Raw genomic sequence first — 20592 nt, forward strand, 5'->3', positions numbered from 1 at the left:
ATCTAAATTTATTCCTGATACTGGTGTGGATCAATATAATATAGATTCATTGCAAAATAGGCGTTGCTGCTGTATTTCTTTCTGATTAGGTATAGTTATTATCACCAATACCATTTTGCATTGAGTATTAAGTGGTTGAGTTTGTATCGCATATCGCCACCCTTTAGGTATGATTTTATCGGCATTTTGTGGGTAGCTATCAAGTAATGCAAAAGCAATTTTATCGGCTTTTAATCTATTAGATAAGAAGTGATATTGTTTGACTATTACTTGTTGATAGTTGATAAAACCAAGTAGCATTATCGAAAAAAGTAGTGTCGCTACCATTACTTCGATCAGACTAAATCCATTGCTAGGTGTATTATTCACAATCAGTACTCTTTTTTTCCGGACAATAGTCAAGCCAATGACCTTTTTCAATCACTAACTTATTTTTATCAAAATAGGCTAAATGATAAACAAAGAAATCATCAGTTTCACCACGTACTAAAACATAGTTATTAATGTCTAAATGTGATTTTTTGATACAAACTGTTAGTTGATAAGTTGCTTCTGTTAAACATTGCCAATTATCGGTTGGGGCTGACCAATTTTGATAAATTCCCCAAGTTAAGGATGAACTTGCTTGGTTGAATTTTCGATAATAAAGACTTTCCATAATGATCGTTTTTTGCCAAGAAATAATAAATAAATTAAAACCAGTTAAGAGTATTAAACCTACTACCATTAAAATAACCATCATTGCGATGGTACTAAATCCTGATGCTGTAATAGGTGGTGAATTAAAATAGGTTTTCATTTTTTATGATCTTCGTCATATGATAGTTGATTTGTTGGTTATTAATTAGTTCAACATCTAAGGATAATTCAATGGTATTAGCTCGCTGTGTGATACTAAAATGTGTGACTTTAAATTCAGCTGGATCGAATAGTTTTTCCCAATTACTACCTTGGCAATTAATTGATCCGGTTTTATATTCAAGATTATTTTTGTGAAAACGATAACTAAATACATCTGAATTCTTTATCTTAAGAGGGTTATGGATCCAATCATGACGAATTTCACTATCGTAACGAATAATAATACAGTTGCGTTGTTGATTGATCTCAAGTGCTTTGATTTTCATTTTAGTCGGGCTATTGGCAATAAAACCTGCCCGACGAATATCTTTTGCTAATCCGGCTATTGCATATTGAACATTTTGCTCTAAGCGAATGCGCTGATAGTTTTGTATTATGTAAGTTTGTAATTGAACATAAAAAGTAGAACATCCCAGTATAATAAGGCTAGATAATGCTATACTAATTAACATTTCCACTAGTGAGAAACCAGATACTTTTAACATGCTGGTAGGCCAGCTAGATAGTTGTTCTGACTGCAAAATCGAATACGTCCTCGAAACGATATAAGCACTTTACTCATACCTATATCATTTTTAAGCTGAAAAGATACCGTTTGCGCCATATTCCGTCGTCCCCAAAATGAGATGATCTTCTTATCGGTCAATCCATTAATGACAACAGAATTATTGGGTTTAATAAATTGTAGTTCCCCATGATCACAAGAGTCAGGTCGGTCTCCTTGGGTAATGGTTAAACACCATGGTGATAAAAAAAGATGAAGATTATAAGTATTATTGGTAGTGTAAGCTTTAAATTGTACTTCATTTAAAAAATAAGCCAGTTTCTCAGTGGTACTAACCAACTCGTTACGAAGCTGTAATGCTTTCCAATTGTGTATACCAATCGTTGCGAGAATTGCACTTATACAAATAATGGCTAAAAGCTCAAGCAATGAGAATCCTAAATCTTGCATAATCCTACTCTTTGGCAAGTTATCAACTGTTATCTAGGTTATAAATAAATAACCAAAAAGCATCATTTTCAAGATGATATTGGAGTGTGCCTTCCAAATTTATTTTATTTTTCTCATTGCAAGTTTTGATGATATGACAAACCGCTTAAAAAGTGGCGCAGATTATATTATACTGATTGCCTGTTTAAATTTGCTAACGGACTTATAAGTTAAAGGAAACTTGAGATGCAACAATTACAAACTATTATTGAAGCGGCATTTGAACGTCGTGCTGAAATTACGCCATCAAATATAGATGCGGTTACTCGCGATGCTATTAATCAATCTATTCAGTTATTAGACAGCGGTAAAATGCGCGTAGCTGAAAAAATTAATGGTGATTGGGTTACTCATCAATGGCTAAAAAAAGCTGTGTTGCTCTCATTTCGTATCAATGAAAATCAATTGATTGACGGCGGAGCAACTAACTATTATGACAAAGTGCCATTAAAATTTGCTGAGTATGATGAAGCGCGATTCCAACAAGAGGGTTTTCGTGTAGTTCCATCAGCCATTGCACGCAAAGGTGCTTATATTGCACGTAATACCGTGTTAATGCCGTCTTATGTCAACATAGGTGCTTATGTTGATGAGGGTACGATGGTTGATACTTGGGTAACCGTTGGTTCATGTGCGCAAATTGGTAAAAATGTTCACTTATCTGGTGGTGTTGGCATTGGCGGTGTATTAGAACCATTACAAGCAAATCCTACTATTATTGAGGATAACTGTTTTATTGGCGCTCGTAGTGAAATTGTTGAAGGTGTTATCGTTGAAGAAGGTTCAGTAATTTCAATGGGTGTTTTTATTGGTCAAAGTACTAAAATTTATGACCGAGCAACAGGCGAAGTCCATTATGGTCGCGTACCGGCAGGTTCAGTGGTTGTTTCGGGTAATTTACCAACTAAAGATGGTAAATACAGTCTTTATTGTGCTGTTATTGTTAAAAAAGTAGATGCCAAAACTCTAGGAAAAGTAGGTATTAACGAATTACTACGTACTATTGATTAATGGTGTCATTCACCATTTTATGCCACCTAGTTGACTAGGTGGTCATAATTTAAATCGTTTAATAAATTTAGTTATAGTGTATAACCATTAGAAGAGGAGAGTTTATGCCTTCTTTTGATATTGTGTCTGAAATTCAAATGACAGAAGTTAAAAATGGCGTTGATAATGCAACCCGAGAATTAACAACCCGTTGGGACTTTAAGAATGTTGAAGCTTCATTTGAATTGAATGAAAAAAATGAAACCATAAAATCCACCAGCCAATCTGAGTTTCAAGTACAACAGTTATTAGATATCTTACGAGATAAGCTTGCCAAACGTGGTATTGATGGCGGAGCGTTAGAGATCCCCGAAGAGATGGAGCATAGTGGTAAACTTTATAGTATCACGGTCAAGCTTAAACAAGGGATTGATAAAGAGTTATCGAAGAAAATCGTGAAGCTTATTAAGGACAGTAAAATCAAAGTCCAAGCCCAAGTACAAGGCGAACAAGTTCGCGTGACAGGTAAGTCTAGGGATGATTTACAAGCGACTATGGCTTTAGTAAAAGGTGCTGAATTAGGGCAACCTTTTCAGTTTACCAATTTTAGAGATTAATACATTTATAAATTTTTTGGCTGATGAGGATCAGCCAAATTTATAATACGATAGTAGGCAGAAAGAAATCACTGTAAAGAAGTTTCAGGAAAGCACTACGTTTGCGTATGAATTTTTTATATAATTAGTGCTAAATAGCGCTATTACTTAGACAAATTAAGTAAAGAACGAGATTTTTTCTAGCGAATACGTTATTCTATTAACTTGTCTACCTTCTTAATTATAACAATATTTATCATGATGAAAAAAATAGTTTTATTTTGGGTTACTCTTCTTTTCACTGGCTATTTGTTTGCTCAAACTCCCAATAATGAAGAAAAAAAAGCCTTTATCGATGATCTCTTATCAAAAATGACCATAAAAGAAAAGGTTGGTCAATTAAGGTTAGTCAGTGTGGGTGGTAACTTAACCTTAGATAAAGTTTTGGATCAAATCGAAGCAGGTGAAATCGGTGGTATCTTTAATACTGTGGTTGAACCTGATTTGACCTATATGCAAGATCGGGCCTTAAAAGCACCCAATAAAATCCCTCTCTTTTTAGGATTCGATATTATTCATGGTCATCGAACCGTATTTCCAATTAATTTAGGTATCGCAGCTACATGGGATCGTGATGCCATTGCTAAGGCTGCGGAAGTCTCAGCCGATGAAGCCACGTCAGATGGACTTAATATCACTTGGGCGCCAATGGTTGACATCACACGTGATCCGCGCTGGGGACGAGTTTCTGAAGGATTTGGAGAAGATCCTTATTTAACCTCGGAAGCCGGACGTATTTTTGTTGAAAGGATGCAAAAACAAGTCCTATCTGATAAAAAATCATTAGTAACCACAGTTAAGCATTTTGCTCTTTATGGTGCAGTTGAAGCGGGTCGTGAATATAACACTACTGATATGAGCGAACGCAAAATGTTTCAAGAATATCTAGTTCCTTATAAAAAGGCTATTGATGCCGGAAGTCGTGCTGTGATGGTTTCTCTTGTGTCAATAAATGGTATTCCAGCAACAGGTAATCATTGGTTATTAACTGAGGTACTTCGTAATCAATGGCATTTTGATGGTGTGGTGATCAGCGATCATGGTGCGATTCGTGAATTAATTAATCATGGTGTAGCTAGCGATGCGAAAGATGCAGTAAAAGTTGCAATTAAAGCTGGTATTGATATAAGCATGAATGATGAGTATTTTTTAAAATTCTTGCCAGAATTGGTTAATGAAGGAGTACTTACTGAAGATCAGATTAATGATGCTTGTCGTCACGTGTTAGAACTTAAGTATGATATGGGATTATTTAATGATCCTCATCGCAATTTAGATCCAAAATTAGACATTGAAACAATGTTTGCAGACAATCGCTTACATCGTGAAGAAGCGAGAGATGTCGCACGTCGTAGTATTGTTTTGCTAAAAAATAAAGATCATCTATTACCATTAGCTAAGAATAAGAAAATTGCTGTCATTGGACCGCTTGCTGATTCGAAACGCGATATATTAGGTAGCTGGTCTGGAGCGGGTCGTGCAAATTTAGCCGTTACCCCTTTAGAAGGGATAAAAAAAGCTGTTAAAAATCCAAATTTAGTGAGCTATGCATTTGGTGCAAATCTTTCTGATGATCCACAATTATTTAAATTTTTAAATCTGTATGAAATTACCACTAAATATGATGAAAGACCAGCAGATAAAATGATTGCCGAAGCCGTTAAAGTGGCTAAAAAATCGGACGTGGTTGTCGCTTTCATCGGGGAAGCTGAAGGGATGGCTCATGAATCTTCAAGCCGAACTGATCTTTCATTACAAGCAAGCCAAAAACGATTAATTAAAGCTTTAAAAGCAACCGGCAAACCATTAGTTCTCGCTTTGATGAATGGTCGTCCTTTGACATTACCTGAAGAGTATCAGCAAGCCGATGCGATGCTTGAAACATGGTTTTTAGGTACTGAAGGTGGTAATGCGATAGCCGATGTATTATTTGGCGATTATAATCCGTCAGGTAAATTACCTATGTCTTTCCCTATGAATGTTGGTCAAATTCCGGTTTATTATAGCTATTTAAACACCGGACGTCCGCATGGTACTGAGAATATGGGTAAATATACGACTTCTTATTTTGATAGTCCGAACGAACCGTTATTTCCTTTTGGTTTCGGTTTAAGCTATACCGATTTTACTATCGATTTTTCTCTATCTAGCAACGAAATGACACCAGACGGTCAAATAGTGGTGACAGCTAATGTTGAAAACACTGGTGATAAAGCAGGTACAGAAACTGTACAACTTTATTTACAAGATGTGACCGCATCTGTTAGTCGACCTGTTAAAGAGTTAGTTGGTTTTGAAAATATTAATCTCAAACCACATGAAAAAGGTGAAGTTAAATTTGTTATCAAACCTGAAATGTTAAAATTCTGGAATGATAAAATGCAGTACGTGTCAGAACCGGGTAAATTCAACGTGTATGTTGGGTCTGATTCTACGACTAAAGATAAACAAACATTTACTTTACTAGATAAATAAACTTATAAACTTTCCCGTCGACGTCAGTCGACGGAGTTGTTAGGCTTGTATTATGTTTGAATTTGATCTCGTCCTTCAACTGCTACAACAAATGTGTGTTTATTTAGTGATCGCGTATTTGCTAAGTAAAACACCAATAGTTATTCCTGTCATGCAAGTCACTGTGCATTTACCTCATAAATTATTGTGCTATCTGATCTTCTCTCTATTTTGTATTATGGGCAGTTTTTTTGGTTTACACATCGAAGATACAATAGCCAATACTCGTGCGATAGGTGCTATTTTAGGTGGTTTACTTGGTGGTCCCATGGTTGGATTGTTGGTGGGGATCACTGGCGGTATTCATCGTTATACATTAGGTGGGATCACTGCTGAAAGTTGCATGCTATCTACCATATTAATTGGATTAATAAGTGGTTTACTCCATTATTTATTAATGAAAAAAGGACGAGTTGACTTGCTTTATAATCCGCTATTAGTAGGTGTTTTAGGGTTAATTGTTGAATCATTGGAGATGATCTTGGTGCTACTGATTTCACGTCCTTTCGATGTTGTTTTGCATGCGGTGCGAAGTATTGCTGCACCAATGATTGTGGCAAATAGTATTGGTTCAGCTATGTTTATGCGAATATTGTTGGATAGACGCGCTATATTTGAAAGATATACTTCCGCATTTTCTGCCAAAGCATTAAAAATAGCGGTAAGTACTGAAGGATTATTACGTGATGGTTTTAATCAAACCAATAGTACTAAAGTGGCTCAAATCATTTATCAAGAATTGGATATTGGTGCAGTTGCGATTACTGATAGAGAAAAAATATTAGCTTTCATTGGTATCGGTGATGATCACCATTTACCCGGCACACCTATTACGTCAAATTGTACCTTAGAAGTCATTGAACAAAATGAAGTTAAATATCTTGATGGCATTCATCAGCCTTATCAATGCTCGATTAATAAAAATTGCCGTTTAGGCTCAACGTTGGTAATTCCATTGCGGGGTGAAAATAATACCGTTGTAGGTTCAATAAAACTCTATGAAGCTAAAAACACCCTATTTAGTTCGATTAACCGTACTCTTGGTGAAGGGATCGCAAGTTTATTATCAGCACAAATTTTAGCGGGTCAAAATGAACACTATAAACAGCTATTATCCAAAACTGAAATTAAACTTTTACATGCTCAGGTTAATCCACATTTCTTATTTAATGCATTAAATACTTTACTGGCAGTGATTCGACGAGATAAAACACAAGCTTCTCAATTAGTTCAGTATCTTTCGACTTTTTTCCGTAAAAATTTAAAACGTACTGATGAGATCGTCACCCTTAAAGATGAGTTAGAGCATGTTAATGCCTATTTGCAAATAGAAAAAATGCGGTTTATGGATCAGTTATCCATTGATATCGATATACCGGAAGAGTTAGAAAATGCACATCTTCCCGCCTTTACTTTACAACCGATTGTTGAAAATGCTATTAAACATGGTACTTCCCAATTGATCGGTGAAGGAAAGGTGACAATAAAGGCATTTGTGCATGAGCAAACGCTCATTCTTGAAGTGATAGATAATGCCGGTAATTATCGTGAAAATAAAAAAGATATGAAAGGACTCGGTCTGAATTTAGTCGATAAAAGGATTAATATTCGTTATGGTGAAAAATATGGTATAAAAATATGGTGTAAGCCTGATGATTATACTAAAGTGACGATATCATTACCGCTGAAAGAGGATATGAGTATTCAATGTTAAACGTTATTATTGTGGATGATGAATTACCCGCGCGTGAAAATTTACGTTGTTTGCTTGAAAGTGATCCAGAAATTACTATTGTTGCCGAATGTAATAATGCTATGGAAGCGATTCGAGAGATTCATCGACTACAACCCGATGTAGTATTTTTAGATATTCAAATGCCGAAAATAAACGGCATTGAAATGTTATCAATGTTAGATCCCAATACCATGCCTCATATCGTGTTTTTAACTGCTTATGGTGAATTTGCTGTAAAAGCATTTGAAGCACAGGCGTTTGATTATTTGCTAAAACCCGTTGAGATTGAGCGATTAAAAAAAACACTTTATCGATTACATCACCGTACTTTTTCAAACAATATTAATCAACTTGAAGGTGTCAATCATGATCTCAAATATATACCTTGTGTAGGTCATAACAGAATCTACCTATTAAATATTGATGATGTGTTTTATGTATCATCAAAAATCAGTGGTATTTATGTATTCAATCAAGCAAATAATGAATATTTTACTGAATTAACGTTAAAAACATTAGAGGATAAAACTCCTCTTATCCGTTGTCACCGACAATATTTGGTTAATCTTAAAAAGTTAAAAGAGATCCAATTTAACGAAGCGGGCGGTGTTGATATTATATTAATTAATGACATTTCAGTGCCGGTAAGTCGTCGTTATCTTAAACTACTTAAAGAGTTGCTTGGATTATAGTTATCATTAAAATTATTGCTCATTTTAATTATTCACTTTACCGCTCATCACCTGATTTTAACCACTCACACTCTTGATTCTACCTATAACCAAAATACTGATACCATTCTTTTAAGCGAAAAATTACTATAAGCTCGTTTATAAAAGAATCTTAAGTTTATACTCAAAACCGGAAGGTGAGATTGTAAAAGAGCTTGGTAATAGTGCTGAAAAATTGCATTTTTCTACTCTATTCAAACCGTTTCTTTCACTATCTTCTAAGGTCTTAAGTATGAAATTAATTAATCTTAACATCCAGAAGAGAATCATTATGAATAGTAAAATATTAAAGCATATTCCATGGTTCATTCTTGCTTTTATCGGTGCTTGCTGCTTAGCAGTAATAGCATTACGGCGAGGTGAACATGTCAGTGCGCTGTGGATTGTTGCAGCCGCAATTTCAATCTACCTTGTTGCGTATCGATATTATAGCTTGTATATAGCTAAAAACGTAATGCAATTAGATCCAACCCGTGCAACGCCAGCGGTGATCAACAATGATGGATTGAATTATGTACCGACTAATAAATATGTATTATTTGGTCACCATTTTGCAGCTATCGCTGGTGCAGGACCGTTAGTAGGTCCGGTTCTTGCGGCACAAGTTGGATATTTACCTGGTACCTTATGGTTGATTGCGGGTGTTGTATTAGCTGGTGCGGTACAAGATTTTATGGTTCTTTTCTTATCTTCTAGACGTAATGGATCATCATTAGGTGAAATGGTTAAAGAAGAAATGGGCGCGATCCCAGGAACAATAGCCCTGTTCGGTTGTTTCCTTATCATGCTTATTATTTTAGCTGTATTAGCGCTGATTGTGGTAAAAGCATTAGCTGAAAGCCCGTGGGGCGTATTTACGGTTTGTTCAACCGTTCCTATAGCTCTATTTATGGGGATTTATATGCGCTTCCTTCGACCGGGTCGGGTAGGGGAAGTTTCAGTTATTGGTATCGTTCTTTTAGTATTAGCAATTTGGTTTGGTGGCGTAATTGCTCATGACGCTTATTGGGGTCCTGCTTTAACATTTAAAGCAACTACCATTACCTATGTATTAGTTGGTTATGCACTAGTTTCAGCTATGTTACCAGTATGGTTAATATTAGCACCACGCGACTATTTAGCTACCTTCCTAAAAATTGGGGTTATTGTCGGATTGGCAATAGGGATTGTTATTTTAAATCCTGATTTAAAAATGCCAGATGTAACCAAATATATCGACGGTACTGGTCCGGTTTGGAAAGGGGCTTTATTCCCATTCCTATTTATCACAATTGCTTGTGGTGCGGTTTCCGGTTTCCATGCTTTAATTTCATCAGGTACGACACCTAAATTACTAGCCAACGAAACAGATGCACGTTTTATTGGTTATGGTGCGATGTTAATGGAATCTTTTGTGGCAATAATGGCCTTAGTTGCAGCGTCAATCATTGAACCTGGTCTATACTTTGCCATGAATACACCACCGTCAGCTTTAGGTATTACAATGCCTGACCTACATAGATTAGGTACCGATGATGCGCCAATGATTTTGGCACAACTCAAAGATGTCACAGCTCAAGCTGCAGCGACTGTGAGTTCTTGGGGTTTTGTTATTTCACCGGAAGAAATACTACAGACAGCAAAAGATATTGGTGAACCTTCAGTATTAAATCGTGCAGGTGGTGCGCCAACTTTAGCTGTTGGTATTGCACACGTGTTCCATCAAATTATTCCTGGTGCCAATATGGGCTTTTGGTATCATTTCGGTATATTGTTTGAAGCGTTATTTATTTTAACCGCTCTTGATGCCGGAACCCGATCTGGTCGCTTTATGCTACAAGATTTATTAGGTAATTTTGTACCATTCTTGAAAAAAACTGATTCTATCTTAGCTGGTTTTGTTGGTACTTTAGGTTGTGTTGGTTTATGGGGTTATTTACTCTATCAAGGAGTTGTCGATCCACTAGGTGGGGTGAAGAGCTTATGGCCATTATTTGGTATCTCAAACCAAATGTTAGCCGCTGTTGCCTTAGTACTTGCAACGGTTATCCTAATCAAAATGAAACGCGCGCAATATGTTTGGGTTACAATCATTCCTGCAGTTTGGTTACTCATTTGTACTACATGGGCATTGAGCTTGAAACTATTTAGTAATAATCCTCAATTAGAAGGCTTCTTCTATTTGGCTAATGAATATAAACGTCGAATTGCTGAAGGTACAGATTTAACTGCACAACAGATTGATAATATGCATCATATCGTTATCAATAATTATACTAATGCGGGTCTTAGTATCCTATTTTTAGTCGTTGTGTATGGTATTATCTTCTTTGGTATTAAGACCGCATTAAAAGTGCGCAATAATAAGCAAAGATCTGATAAAGAGACACCTTATGTAGCAATACCTAAAGAAGGGGTAAAAACTTCAATGTCACACTAAGTGACAATGAAAAAAGGATGTAATTTATCTATTGCATCCTCTATGTTATAAGATGTTTAAGCTAACTTTTTTAATACCCAACAATATTGATTTATTGTTGGGTATTTTTTTATATTTAAGTTAATTTATCGATTGAAAATGGAAACATACCATAATAACGATAATGTCCATTAGTGGTGATAACATACCACCACCATTTATTGATACTAGTTTTTGATTTTAGGATCGAATTCCATGACTTGTTTTGCCATTTCGGTGATCTTATTAAAATCTTTTTGTTCAATTAGCTCAGGCGGTACAAACCAAGAACCACCAACACATAACACATTTTTAAGTGCTAAATATTCTCGGTAGTTTTTAAAATTGATCCCTCCTGTAGGACAAAATTTTGCATCAGGTATTGGTCCTGCAAATGCTTTAAGTGCCGGAATGCCACCATTAATTTCTGCGGGAAAAAACTTAAATGTGTTTAATCCTGCTTCTTTAGCGGTCATTAGTTCTCCTATCGTAGCAATGCCAGGGATCACAGGTACACTTCCTTGAGTTGCAGCAGTTAATAATTTGGGTGTTAAACCGGGTGTAATAATAAATTCAACACCAGCTTTTGTCACTTGCTCAAATTGTTCAACGGAAGTTACTGTGCCTGCACCAACAATAGCTTGCGGGACTTCTTGCATTATCTTCTTGATAGCATCTAGACCACAAGCCGTACGTAAAGTTACCTCAAGAACGTTAATGCCCCCCGCAACTAAAGCCTTTGCTAATGGTACGGCATCTTCTAATTTCTGTATAACAATAACAGGAATAACCGGACTTAATGATAAAACATCTTGTGCAGATCTTTTCCAATTTTTCATATTTGATTTATTCCTCAGTTAAATGGTTAAATAACAATATTAATTAATAGACAACCAATTAATCCACAAACAGATATCACTGTTTCTAATATAGACCAAGATTTCAAGGTCTCAACAACTGACAAATTAAAATACTCTTTAATCATCCAAAATCCCGGATCATTTACGTGAGAGAAGAACACACTACCTGAACCTACGGCTAATACCATTAATTCAGGACTAACGCCGGTCGCTTCGATTAATGGGAATACAATACCACCAGTAGTTAGCGCGGTAACCGTTGCAGAGCCTAACGCAAGTCTTAAAATGACAGCTATTAACCAAGCTAATAATATTGGAGAGAATGAAAACGAGTGCATATGACTTGCAATATAATCTTTAACACCACTGTCTATAAGTACTTGTTTAAATGCGCCGCCTGCGCCAATGATTAATAACATCATGGCAATTAATTTTGCCGAACTTTCGATACTAGTTGTGATCTCTTCAACTGTTTTGCCACGTCCGAATCCAAATGTATATAATGCGACAATTGCGGCAATAAGTGTTGCAATGACAGGATCGCCAAAAAATTCAGCATAAGGTAATACCGGATTGCTCTTATCCATAAACATTTCGAATATAGCTCTTAATGCCATTAAGATAACTGGAATTAGTGCAGTAAATACACTGATTGAAAAGCCCGGCATTTCTTCTTCTTTAAATTCCCGATTAGCAAATCCCATATGAATTTCTGGATTCATTCTTCTGATATAAGGTAAGCGAGCAAATAAAGGGCCTGAAATGATGATAGTAGGAATTGATATGATTGCACCATAAATTAAGGTTTTACCCATATCCGCATTGAAAATGTTAGCAATCGCCGTTGGGCCAGGATGAGGTGGTAAAAAGCAGTGAGTGACCGAAATTGCTGCCGCCATTGGGATACCAACATATAAAAGTGATATTCTTAAGGTTAATGCAAGGGTAATAACTAACGGCATCAGTAGAATAATACCGACTTCGAAAAATAACGCAAATCCAACAATAAAGCCTGTTATGGCAACTGCAAATTGGATATTTTTTTCTCCAAATTTGTTCACTAGGGTGGTTGCAATACGTTGCGCCCCACCGCTGTCACCTAACAATTTGCCTAACATGGCGCCAAATCCCATGATTAAAGCAAGGTTACTTAATGTTCCTCCAACCCCATGTTTTATAGAATCTAGAACACCTAAAATAGACATTCCTTGAACTAAACCGACAAATAAAGCAACCAAAATTAATGCAATAAAACAATGGATTTTTAGACGTAACATTAAAACTAATAAAAGGGCTACACCTATTGCAACATAGACTAAAGGCATATGATATCTCCTATTTTAAAGGGGTAGTAAAACACTACATCTCCATGTAGTGTATTTTTGTATCTCGGTTTTTATCTACCTAACCAACCACCATCTACAGCAATGGTAAATCCGTTGATATAATCCGATGCGGGGGATGCGAGGAAAACTGCTGCGCCACCAAGATCTTCTGGGTTACCCCATCTTCCGGCAGGAATACGTTCTAAAATTTGGCGATTACGTGTTTCATCATTCATTAATGCAGTATTCATTTCGGTAGCAATGTATCCTGGTGCGATACAATTAATGTTTACGCCTTTAGATGCCCATTCATTGGATAATGATTTTGAAAAACCAGATACCGCAGATTTAGCGGCTGTATAAGCAGGAATAGTAAAACCACCTTGAAAAGCGAGAAGTGATGCTATATTGATGATTTTTCCATAACCTCTTTCGAGCATATGTCGTCCAAAAGCCTGACACATAAAAAATACCGCATTGAGATTTATATTAAGTACTAAATCCCAATCAGCTTTAGGAAAATCAACTGAAGGGTGTCGACGTTGAATACCGGCATTATTAACTAAAATATCGATATGTTGATATTTAGTGATAATTTTTTCAACTAAGTCGCTATACTGATCAAAGTTAGCTAAATCAAATTGATACGTTTCACAACTTACACCATAACTACGAATAGCCTGTTCTGTCTCTGGGTTATGAATGGTATCAATAATAATAATGTTAGCACCTGCATTTGCTAAACTCTCTGCAAAAGACTTTCCAAGTCCACGAGAAGCACCAGTAACAACCGCATTTTTTCCTGATAAATCAAATACATTTTTTTTCATTTTATAACTCCTATTACTCCGAAAATTGATACATCACTTTAATTACATCACCACCATTTAGGCATTGTTCAAATCCTTCCTTAGCCTTTTCAGGTGGATAAACAGTAATTAATTTTTCATATGGAAATCCTTTTTTAATCAAACTACTGGCAGTATCGAAATCTCGTTTAACATAAACGCGCGTACCGACTATATTGAGTTCTTTAAATTCGATATCTAACAACGCAACTTCGGTTGGTTTTTTATATGAACCGACGATGACGATAGTGCCTTGAACCTTAACAACTTTGGTAAGTATTTCTGCAACAGTCGGGTGAGCGGCACAGTCAAATACAACATCAACACTGTCTTTTTGGGTGATTTCTTTAATGGCTTCAAGCACATTTTTTTCTGTAGGATTAATGGTGATAAAACCAAGTTCTTTCGCTAGTGATAGCCTGTATTTATTGGTTTCTACGATAATGATTCTTTTAGCACCGCCTGCTAATGCAACGCTAGCTACTGATAAACCTATTGTCCCTGCACCAAAGATAACAACCGTGTCTCCAACTTTTAAAGGGGAACGAGACACAGCGTGAACACCTACAGCAAGCGGCTCAATAAATGCACCAATTTTCATATCTATACCTTCAGGAATAGTATGAACAACATCCGCAGGTACTTTAACAAACTCCGCCATTCCTCCGTCAGTATCAATACCGTATAGTTTTAAGGTATTACAAACATGGGTATTACCAGTTTCGCAAGGCTCACAATGGTGACATGAAATTAATGGTCGAACGGTAACAGGTGTTCCTTTTTCGAAATGACCATTACCTTCAACAATTACCCCAGAAAATTCATGTCCGGGAACTAATGGCGCTTTCGCTCTTGGGTGTACGCCAACATAAATATTTAAATCAGAACCACAAATACCTGCATAATGTACTTTGATTAGTACTTCATTAGGTTTAATAGTGGGAACAGGTACGTCTTTTAACGTAATGCTTTTGGCTCCTTCATAAACAATCGCTTTCATAATTACTCCTTGATCTTTGATAGTTAATTTACGGGGTGTAAGGGTTTTTCACCTGATAAGACACGCACAACTTCTTTGGCTGCCATAATCAGTGTTTTTTCTGTAGCTTCTTGAGTGAAAGCGCCAGAGTGAGGGGTTAAAATGACATTGTTTAATTTGAAAAAACGTTGATCGGTAAATGGTTCCATAGTGAACACATCTAAACCAGCACCTTTAATACGATTTGTAACCAGTGCTTCATAAAGTGCATCATCATCAATCAGTTCTCCTCTTGACGTATTAATGATGAAAACGTCTTTTTTCATAAGGTCAATGCTTTGTTTATTGATCATGTGGTGGGTCTGTTTAACCGCAGGTAAATGCAATGAAATAAAATCGGCAACCTGATAGATTTCTTGAGGGTCGTTAACATATTTAACATGATATTTTTCAATAAGTTCTTTATCAGGATAGAGATCATAGGCAATAACATTCATACCGAAAGCAAGACAACGCAGTGCTAAATTTTTTCCTATTGCTCCCGTACCTAAAATACCGATTGTTTTGCCAAATAATTCAATACCTGGTTCGCGTTTCCATGAACCTTCCCTTACATAGCTATCCATTAAATGAACTTTTCTGCTTAATCCAGTCATTAGTGAAAATGCTAATTCGCAGACAGAAATACTGTTGGTACCGGGAGTTATGGTGACATAGACATTATTTTCAGAAGCTGATTTTAGGTCGACGCGATCGTAACCAACGCCATTGCGAGCAATTATCTTTAACATAGGGCTAGCCGCTTTAATCACCTTATCATCGATAAAATCAAGACCAGCAATAATTGCATCAACATTATTTACCAGTTTTACTAATTCATCAGATTGTAGTGGTTTACTTGGTGTAATGATGTTGATATCCAATCCTGCATTTTTAAGTACTTCTTGAGCCTTATAACACGTAGCAAAGGCTCGTGAGGTAGTAAGAACTGTTGCCATTTTTAATCCTTATTTATTTTTCTTTGAAAATTTGAGATATCCGTAAATGATTTTTGTAAATTCCAATAGATTTGCATGTAGATCTCATAGAGTTGTGTGTATGTCTCTGTGTTAGCTATATCGGGTTTGTATATTTGTTTAATATTGATAAGATCACTGACTTCATCGAGGGAATTTAAATCGCCAATAACATAAAATCCTAGAATTGCTGCACCATACGCCGCGCCTTCATCAACATCGGGTACGTGAATGTTTCGGCCTAATACATCAGACAAAATTTGTAACCAGACCGGAGAGTGAGTAAAGCTACCACTGACACGAATTTCATTTGCTTTACCCGTGACTTCTTCTAATGAATCTAAAACACTTTTCATTCGATAACAGACGCCTTCTAGCGTTGCTCGAATGATATGTCGCTTATCGTGATTGAGAGTAAGACCGAAAATCGTTCCTCTTGCATCGGCATTCCAGTAAGGAGCGCGTTCGCCGGTAAAAAATGGCAGAATAATTAATCCGTCAGAACCGGCTGGCACTTTATTGGCATAGTGACTCAGTAAAGTATAGGGATCTAATCCTAATTTTTGTGCTACGCGTTGTTCACTTTCAGCAAATTTATCTCGCGCCCAACGGAAGGAAATGCCGCCATTATTGATAGCACCACCTAACATCCATCGTTCATCAGTGACGTTATAACTCCATGTTCTTCTTTTTATATCCGTTTTAGGTTCATTGGCTATCATGCGGATAGCACCGCTGGTACCAATTGTGATATTAATTTGACCGGGTTTTACCGTTCCGACCCCGATATTAGCTAACATACCGTCACCTGCACCAATGATCACAGGGACGCAATGAGGAAGATCTAAATATTCGCGTATGCTGTCAGTTAACATTTCATGATGAGTTGTTGGCACGACATCGACGAGTTGATTTTTATTAATGCCTATAAAATTTAATAGTTCGGCATCCCAATCCAGTGTTTTGAAATTATAAAAACCGCTACCACTAGCAATTGAGCGATCGACGATTCGGATGTTGGTTAAATGATGAAACACAAAATCTTTGATACTGCCAAACCATTTGGTCTTATTAAAAACATCTGCTTTTTGTTTTTTAAACCAATACATTTTGAGAGGGAAATACATTGGATGTAACGGGCAACCAGTTCGGTGATATAATTTTTCGGTATCGAGTTGATCGTTAAATTCTTCATAATAGATTTGACTTTGTGTATCACCCCAAGTCATCAGATTAGATAAAGGTGTATTGTCTTCTCCGATTGCCAAAAAGCTGTGTAACACAGTACTTAGTGAGATAGCTTTAATGTAACTTTTTTCATCGCCAACTTGTTCAATTACTTTTTTAATCATCTCCATGGTTGAAGCTAAGATAGTATTGGCATCTTGCTCAGCTTTGCCTGTTAAATCTGTTAATAATGGATATTCGGTTGTTGCCATTGCATAAGCTATAGGTTGTTTCGCTTTATAAGCAACTGCTCTTACTCCTGTTGTACCGATATCAACTCCGATGATAATATTTTCACTTGTCATTGGTATTACCTATTTTAAATATTGACACTCCAAAATTTAAATTGATGCTACCAATTTTCAGTTATAAAAAATGCAATCTAGATCACATATATTGAAAAAAAAGTTGATTTCTTTATATCTTATTGTTTTATATGGTTTATTTATTTTATATTTTTATGGGGTTAAAATAATTGGTAGTACCAACAGGAAGGATAAATAGTCGTATTATTTTTAAAATAATGAAAATATATAGAGTATAATTATGCGGTTATTTATTACGTGAATATTATTTCTGGTAAGGGATATGAATTTATGTTAAATGGTGAGCGATTATATAAAGAAATAGCTTCTCAATTAAAACAACAATTATTTGAAGGTGTATATAAAGTTGGTGAAAAACTACCGACTGAACGGCAACTTGCTGAAAAATTTAAAGTTGGCCGCACTGTCATCAGAGAGGCGCTAATTTTTTTGGAGATTTATGGATTCATTGAAATTAAAAAAAGCTCTGGTATATATGTGCTTAAAACTACAGATGAATCAGAAAGTTTCATTAATAGTGGACGAGTAGGGCCTTTTGAATTATTACAAGCAAGACAACTAATTGAAAGTAATATTGCGGCTTTAGCGGCCAAAAATATTGTAAAAAATGATCTGGAAAAACTCTATGTAATTTTAGAAAAAGAGAGAGCTTTACTAAACTCTGCACCGAATAATGAGTTGGATCATGAATTTCATATTATTATTGCAGGAGCAAGCCAAAATAATTTATTGGTAGAGCTAGTAAAATATATTTGGGATGTTCGAAATCGTGATCCATTTTGGCAATCACTTACTCAAGAATCTGACCAATTGGATTATAGTCAAAAAGGTTATAATGAACATAAAGCTATTTTTATGGCTTTACAAAAAAAAGATGCTGCTGGTGCAAGGCAAAGTATGTGGCAACACATTGAAAATATAAAAAATCGCGTTTCTAAACAATTAGAAAGCGAGTCTAAACCAGAGTTTGACCGTTACTTTTTCGATTCAATTAATTTAGAAATCGATGAGCGTTAATTGATGATTGATTATTTGAATTTATTTAAATAATCAATGAATTATCTATCAGATATTTACTTAATCTTGTGAATATTTCTCATGTATAAATTAGAAGAGTTGCTTGTAGTAAAGTAATGGCATAAATGTTTGATTTTAATATGCAAAATAACTTTGATTTCTCTCACCATGTGGTGGAGAGCGAAGTTATTTTGCATTTATATTCATAACCGCATTAATTATGGGGGTGCTGTTACTCTTGAATTCAGCACTTAAATAACGGTAAGCCAAAATTAACTAAAGATACGATATTAATTACTTAACGCTTTTACCGTTAAAACAAGATCATCTATCGCAATCACTTCAACAGGTGTTCCTTTAGCTAAATCTACATCACAGGTTGCAAACCAGCTACCATCTTTTATTTTAACTCGCCCAGAACCATTGGTAATAGCTTCTGTCACAATAGTTCTAACACCAATTAAATCCTTTTGTGGTTGATTAATCGCTTCTTTTTTTGATTTACGTTGATCACTTCTTTTTTGCCATAACCACCAAAGATAAGCTGAAATCAAAGTGAAAATTGCAAACAAGATCCATAAACTAGACCATGATAAAGGTAAAAGCCATGCGATTAAACCAACAATAATAGCTGCTATACCACTCCATAAACCGTAACCGGCAGTACCTAATACCTCTGCAATTAACAATAATCCACCTAATGCAATAAATACCCAGTGTGGTGAAGAGTAAATGGCAGATAGAAAATCAGTCATTATTTATTACCTTTTCAACTTGTTAAGTATTGAGATAATGCTTCTCGATTTTTTGTAAAGATGTTTCAGGAGAAGCATATGTTTCAATATAAAACTATTTGATACTTGATTTAGCATCTTTGAGTAATTCCGCAATACCGCCGATACTACCCATTAGGTTAGCAGCATCAAGAGGCATCATAATGACTTTACTATTATCTGCTGAACCAATTTGTTGTAAGGCATCAGTATATTTTTGCGCCACGAAATAGTTAATTGCATTGATGTTTCCTGCAGCAATGGCTTCAGAAACCATTTGAGTTGCTTTTGCTTCCGCTTCTGCAGCTCTTTCACGCGCTTCAGCTTGTAAGAAAGCCGCTTGACGTTCACCTTCAGCTTTTAAAATTTCAGACTGTTTTTCACCTTCAGAACGTAAAATTGCTGCTTGACGAACACCTTCGGCCTCTAAAATTTCCGCACGTTTATTACGTTCGGCTTTCATTTGCGCATTCATGGCAGCAATCAGTTCAGCAGGTGGTCGCACATCCCTAATTTCAATACGGGTGATCTTAATTCCCCAAGGGCTAGTTGCATCATCAACAATACTAAGTAATTTAGAATTGATATGATCACGTTGCGATAACATTTCATCAAGCTCCATACTACCTAACACAGTACGAATATTAGTCATCATTAGATTGATAACTGCACGTTCTAATTGATTGACTTGGTAAGCGGCTCTGGCAGCTTCTTGCACTTGAATAAAACAGACAGCATCAATTTGTACATTAGCATTATCTTTGGAAATGACTTCTTGGGACGGGATATCAAGAACTTGTTCCATCATATTTATTTTACGACCAACACCATCCATAAAAGGAATAATAATATTCAATCCGGGTTCAAGTGTGTGTGTATATTTCCCAAAACGCTCAATGGTATATTGGAAACCTTGAGGGACAATGGTGATTGCTTTAAATACTATCGCAAGAGCAAGCAAAACGATAATACCGACGATAATAAATCCAGGCATAAATGAAAATCTCTTATAAATATATATTGTTTATTGGTGATGATCATTCTATGTGGTCTTGCATCAATTTTCTAGTATTAATAGAATTTTTTTCAAAAAAAACAATTAATGACAAAAGGTTATTGATAAAAGTGACACAGAAATATAAAAATTATGATTGTAAAAATATTAATCACTTGACAAAGCATCAATGAACTAGTTTAATAGTACAAAAATAATCTTACAGTTTAAAAATTATGCAACAACAATACTCATTCAATCACTTATTATTAACAGCTATTTTAGGTTGGTGGCGCATTACGATTTGCG

General features: G+C 35.7%; 19 protein-coding genes. 7 read left to right on the forward strand and 12 right to left on the reverse strand.

Annotated elements, in window-relative coordinates; all coding sequences use genetic code 11:
- Positions 1 to 30: 30 nt before the first annotated feature.
- From A9G11_RS00975 to A9G11_RS00990, 4 genes are read right to left on the reverse strand one after another with little or no spacing between them, the layout of a single operon-like run.
- Positions 31 to 369 carry a prepilin-type N-terminal cleavage/methylation domain-containing protein gene (locus A9G11_RS00975; RefSeq protein WP_065617671.1) on the reverse strand — a complete coding sequence of 113 codons (339 nt, stop codon included), beginning with the start codon at positions 367 to 369 and terminating at the stop codon, positions 31 to 33.
- Positions 362 to 799 carry a DUF2509 family protein gene (locus A9G11_RS00980; protein WP_065617672.1) on the reverse strand — a complete coding sequence of 146 codons (438 nt, stop codon included), beginning with the start codon at positions 797 to 799 and terminating at the stop codon, positions 362 to 364. Before A9G11_RS00980 ends, A9G11_RS00975 begins: the two co-directional genes overlap by 8 nt.
- Positions 783 to 1346: a prepilin peptidase-dependent protein gene (locus A9G11_RS00985; RefSeq protein WP_065617673.1), complete on the reverse strand. Its 564-nt coding sequence runs from the start codon at positions 1344 to 1346 to the stop codon at positions 783 to 785. Before A9G11_RS00985 ends, A9G11_RS00980 begins: the two co-directional genes overlap by 17 nt.
- The gene (locus tag A9G11_RS00990; RefSeq protein ID WP_065617674.1) at positions 1340 to 1816 is read right to left on the reverse strand and encodes a hypothetical protein; all 477 of its coding nucleotides are present in this window, start codon (positions 1814 to 1816) and stop codon (positions 1340 to 1342) included. The genes A9G11_RS00985 and A9G11_RS00990 overlap by 7 nt, the downstream gene beginning before the upstream one ends.
- 225 nt (positions 1817 to 2041) lie before the next feature.
- Between A9G11_RS00990 and dapD the strand changes: the two genes are divergently transcribed.
- From dapD to A9G11_RS01020, 6 genes are all read left to right on the forward strand, one after another.
- On the forward strand, positions 2042 to 2866 hold the full coding sequence (gene dapD, locus A9G11_RS00995) for a 2,3,4,5-tetrahydropyridine-2,6-dicarboxylate N-succinyltransferase (RefSeq protein WP_065617675.1): 825 nt from the start codon (positions 2042 to 2044) through the stop codon (positions 2864 to 2866).
- A 104-nt stretch (positions 2867 to 2970) separates the two neighbouring features.
- Positions 2971 to 3462, forward strand: coding sequence for a YajQ family cyclic di-GMP-binding protein (locus A9G11_RS01000; RefSeq protein WP_065617676.1), 492 nt, complete (start codon positions 2971 to 2973; stop codon positions 3460 to 3462).
- Between the two features lie 237 nt (positions 3463 to 3699).
- Positions 3700 to 5976 (forward strand): beta-glucosidase BglX, encoded by a 2277-nt coding sequence (bglX, locus tag A9G11_RS01005; protein WP_065617677.1) that lies wholly within the window; start codon positions 3700 to 3702, stop codon positions 5974 to 5976.
- 52 nt (positions 5977 to 6028) lie between these two features.
- A complete protein-coding gene (locus tag A9G11_RS01010; RefSeq protein WP_065617678.1) occupies positions 6029 to 7729 on the forward strand; it encodes a sensor histidine kinase in 1701 nt (566 codons plus the stop codon).
- The gene (gene btsR, locus A9G11_RS01015; protein WP_065617679.1) at positions 7723 to 8442 is read left to right on the forward strand and encodes a two-component system response regulator BtsR; all 720 of its coding nucleotides are present in this window, start codon (positions 7723 to 7725) and stop codon (positions 8440 to 8442) included. Before A9G11_RS01010 ends, btsR begins: the two co-directional genes overlap by 7 nt.
- Before the next feature lie 310 nt (positions 8443 to 8752).
- Positions 8753 to 10900, forward strand: a complete 2148-nt coding sequence (locus tag A9G11_RS01020; protein WP_065617680.1) for a carbon starvation CstA family protein — start codon at positions 8753 to 8755, stop codon at positions 10898 to 10900.
- 206 nt (positions 10901 to 11106) lie between these two features.
- On the opposite strand, the gene A9G11_RS01025 is transcribed toward A9G11_RS01020, so the two are convergent.
- The 6 genes from A9G11_RS01025 to A9G11_RS01050 form a co-directional block, all read right to left on the reverse strand.
- On the reverse strand, positions 11107 to 11757 hold the full coding sequence (locus tag A9G11_RS01025) for a bifunctional 4-hydroxy-2-oxoglutarate aldolase/2-dehydro-3-deoxy-phosphogluconate aldolase (protein WP_065617681.1): 651 nt from the start codon (positions 11755 to 11757) through the stop codon (positions 11107 to 11109).
- A 26-nt stretch (positions 11758 to 11783) separates the two neighbouring features.
- The gene (locus A9G11_RS01030) at positions 11784 to 13103 is read right to left on the reverse strand and encodes a gluconate:H+ symporter (RefSeq protein WP_065617682.1); all 1320 of its coding nucleotides are present in this window, start codon (positions 13101 to 13103) and stop codon (positions 11784 to 11786) included.
- 71 nt (positions 13104 to 13174) lie between these two features.
- Positions 13175 to 13933, reverse strand: a complete 759-nt coding sequence (gene kduD / locus A9G11_RS01035) for a 2-dehydro-3-deoxy-D-gluconate 5-dehydrogenase KduD (protein WP_065617683.1) — start codon at positions 13931 to 13933, stop codon at positions 13175 to 13177.
- Between the two features lie 13 nt (positions 13934 to 13946).
- Complete coding sequence (locus A9G11_RS01040; protein ID WP_065617684.1) at positions 13947 to 14951, reverse strand: zinc-dependent alcohol dehydrogenase; 1005 nt, start codon at positions 14949 to 14951, stop codon at positions 13947 to 13949.
- Between the two features lie 23 nt (positions 14952 to 14974).
- A complete protein-coding gene (locus tag A9G11_RS01045; RefSeq protein WP_065617685.1) occupies positions 14975 to 15928 on the reverse strand; it encodes a phosphoglycerate dehydrogenase in 954 nt (317 codons plus the stop codon).
- A gap of 2 nt (positions 15929 to 15930) precedes the next feature.
- Positions 15931 to 17478 carry a gluconokinase gene (locus tag A9G11_RS01050; RefSeq protein ID WP_065617686.1) on the reverse strand — a complete coding sequence of 516 codons (1548 nt, stop codon included), beginning with the start codon at positions 17476 to 17478 and terminating at the stop codon, positions 15931 to 15933.
- A gap of 291 nt (positions 17479 to 17769) precedes the next feature.
- Here A9G11_RS01050 and A9G11_RS01055 point away from each other — a divergent pair, with 291 nt between their 5' ends.
- On the forward strand, positions 17770 to 18516 hold the full coding sequence (locus tag A9G11_RS01055) for an FCD domain-containing protein (RefSeq protein ID WP_065617687.1): 747 nt from the start codon (positions 17770 to 17772) through the stop codon (positions 18514 to 18516).
- Between the two features lie 290 nt (positions 18517 to 18806).
- On the opposite strand, the gene A9G11_RS01060 is transcribed toward A9G11_RS01055, so the two are convergent.
- Together A9G11_RS01060 and A9G11_RS01065 are read right to left on the reverse strand one after the other, a co-directional pair.
- Complete coding sequence (locus tag A9G11_RS01060; RefSeq protein ID WP_065617688.1) at positions 18807 to 19271, reverse strand: NfeD family protein; 465 nt, start codon at positions 19269 to 19271, stop codon at positions 18807 to 18809.
- 94 nt (positions 19272 to 19365) lie between these two features.
- Positions 19366 to 20283 carry an SPFH domain-containing protein gene (locus A9G11_RS01065; protein ID WP_065617689.1) on the reverse strand — a complete coding sequence of 306 codons (918 nt, stop codon included), beginning with the start codon at positions 20281 to 20283 and terminating at the stop codon, positions 19366 to 19368.
- Between the last annotated feature and the right edge of the window lie 309 nt (positions 20284 to 20592).

This window comes from Gilliamella sp. wkB108 (assembly GCF_001690195.1).
GTDB lineage: Bacteria > Pseudomonadota > Gammaproteobacteria > Enterobacterales > Orbaceae > Gilliamella > Gilliamella apicola_L.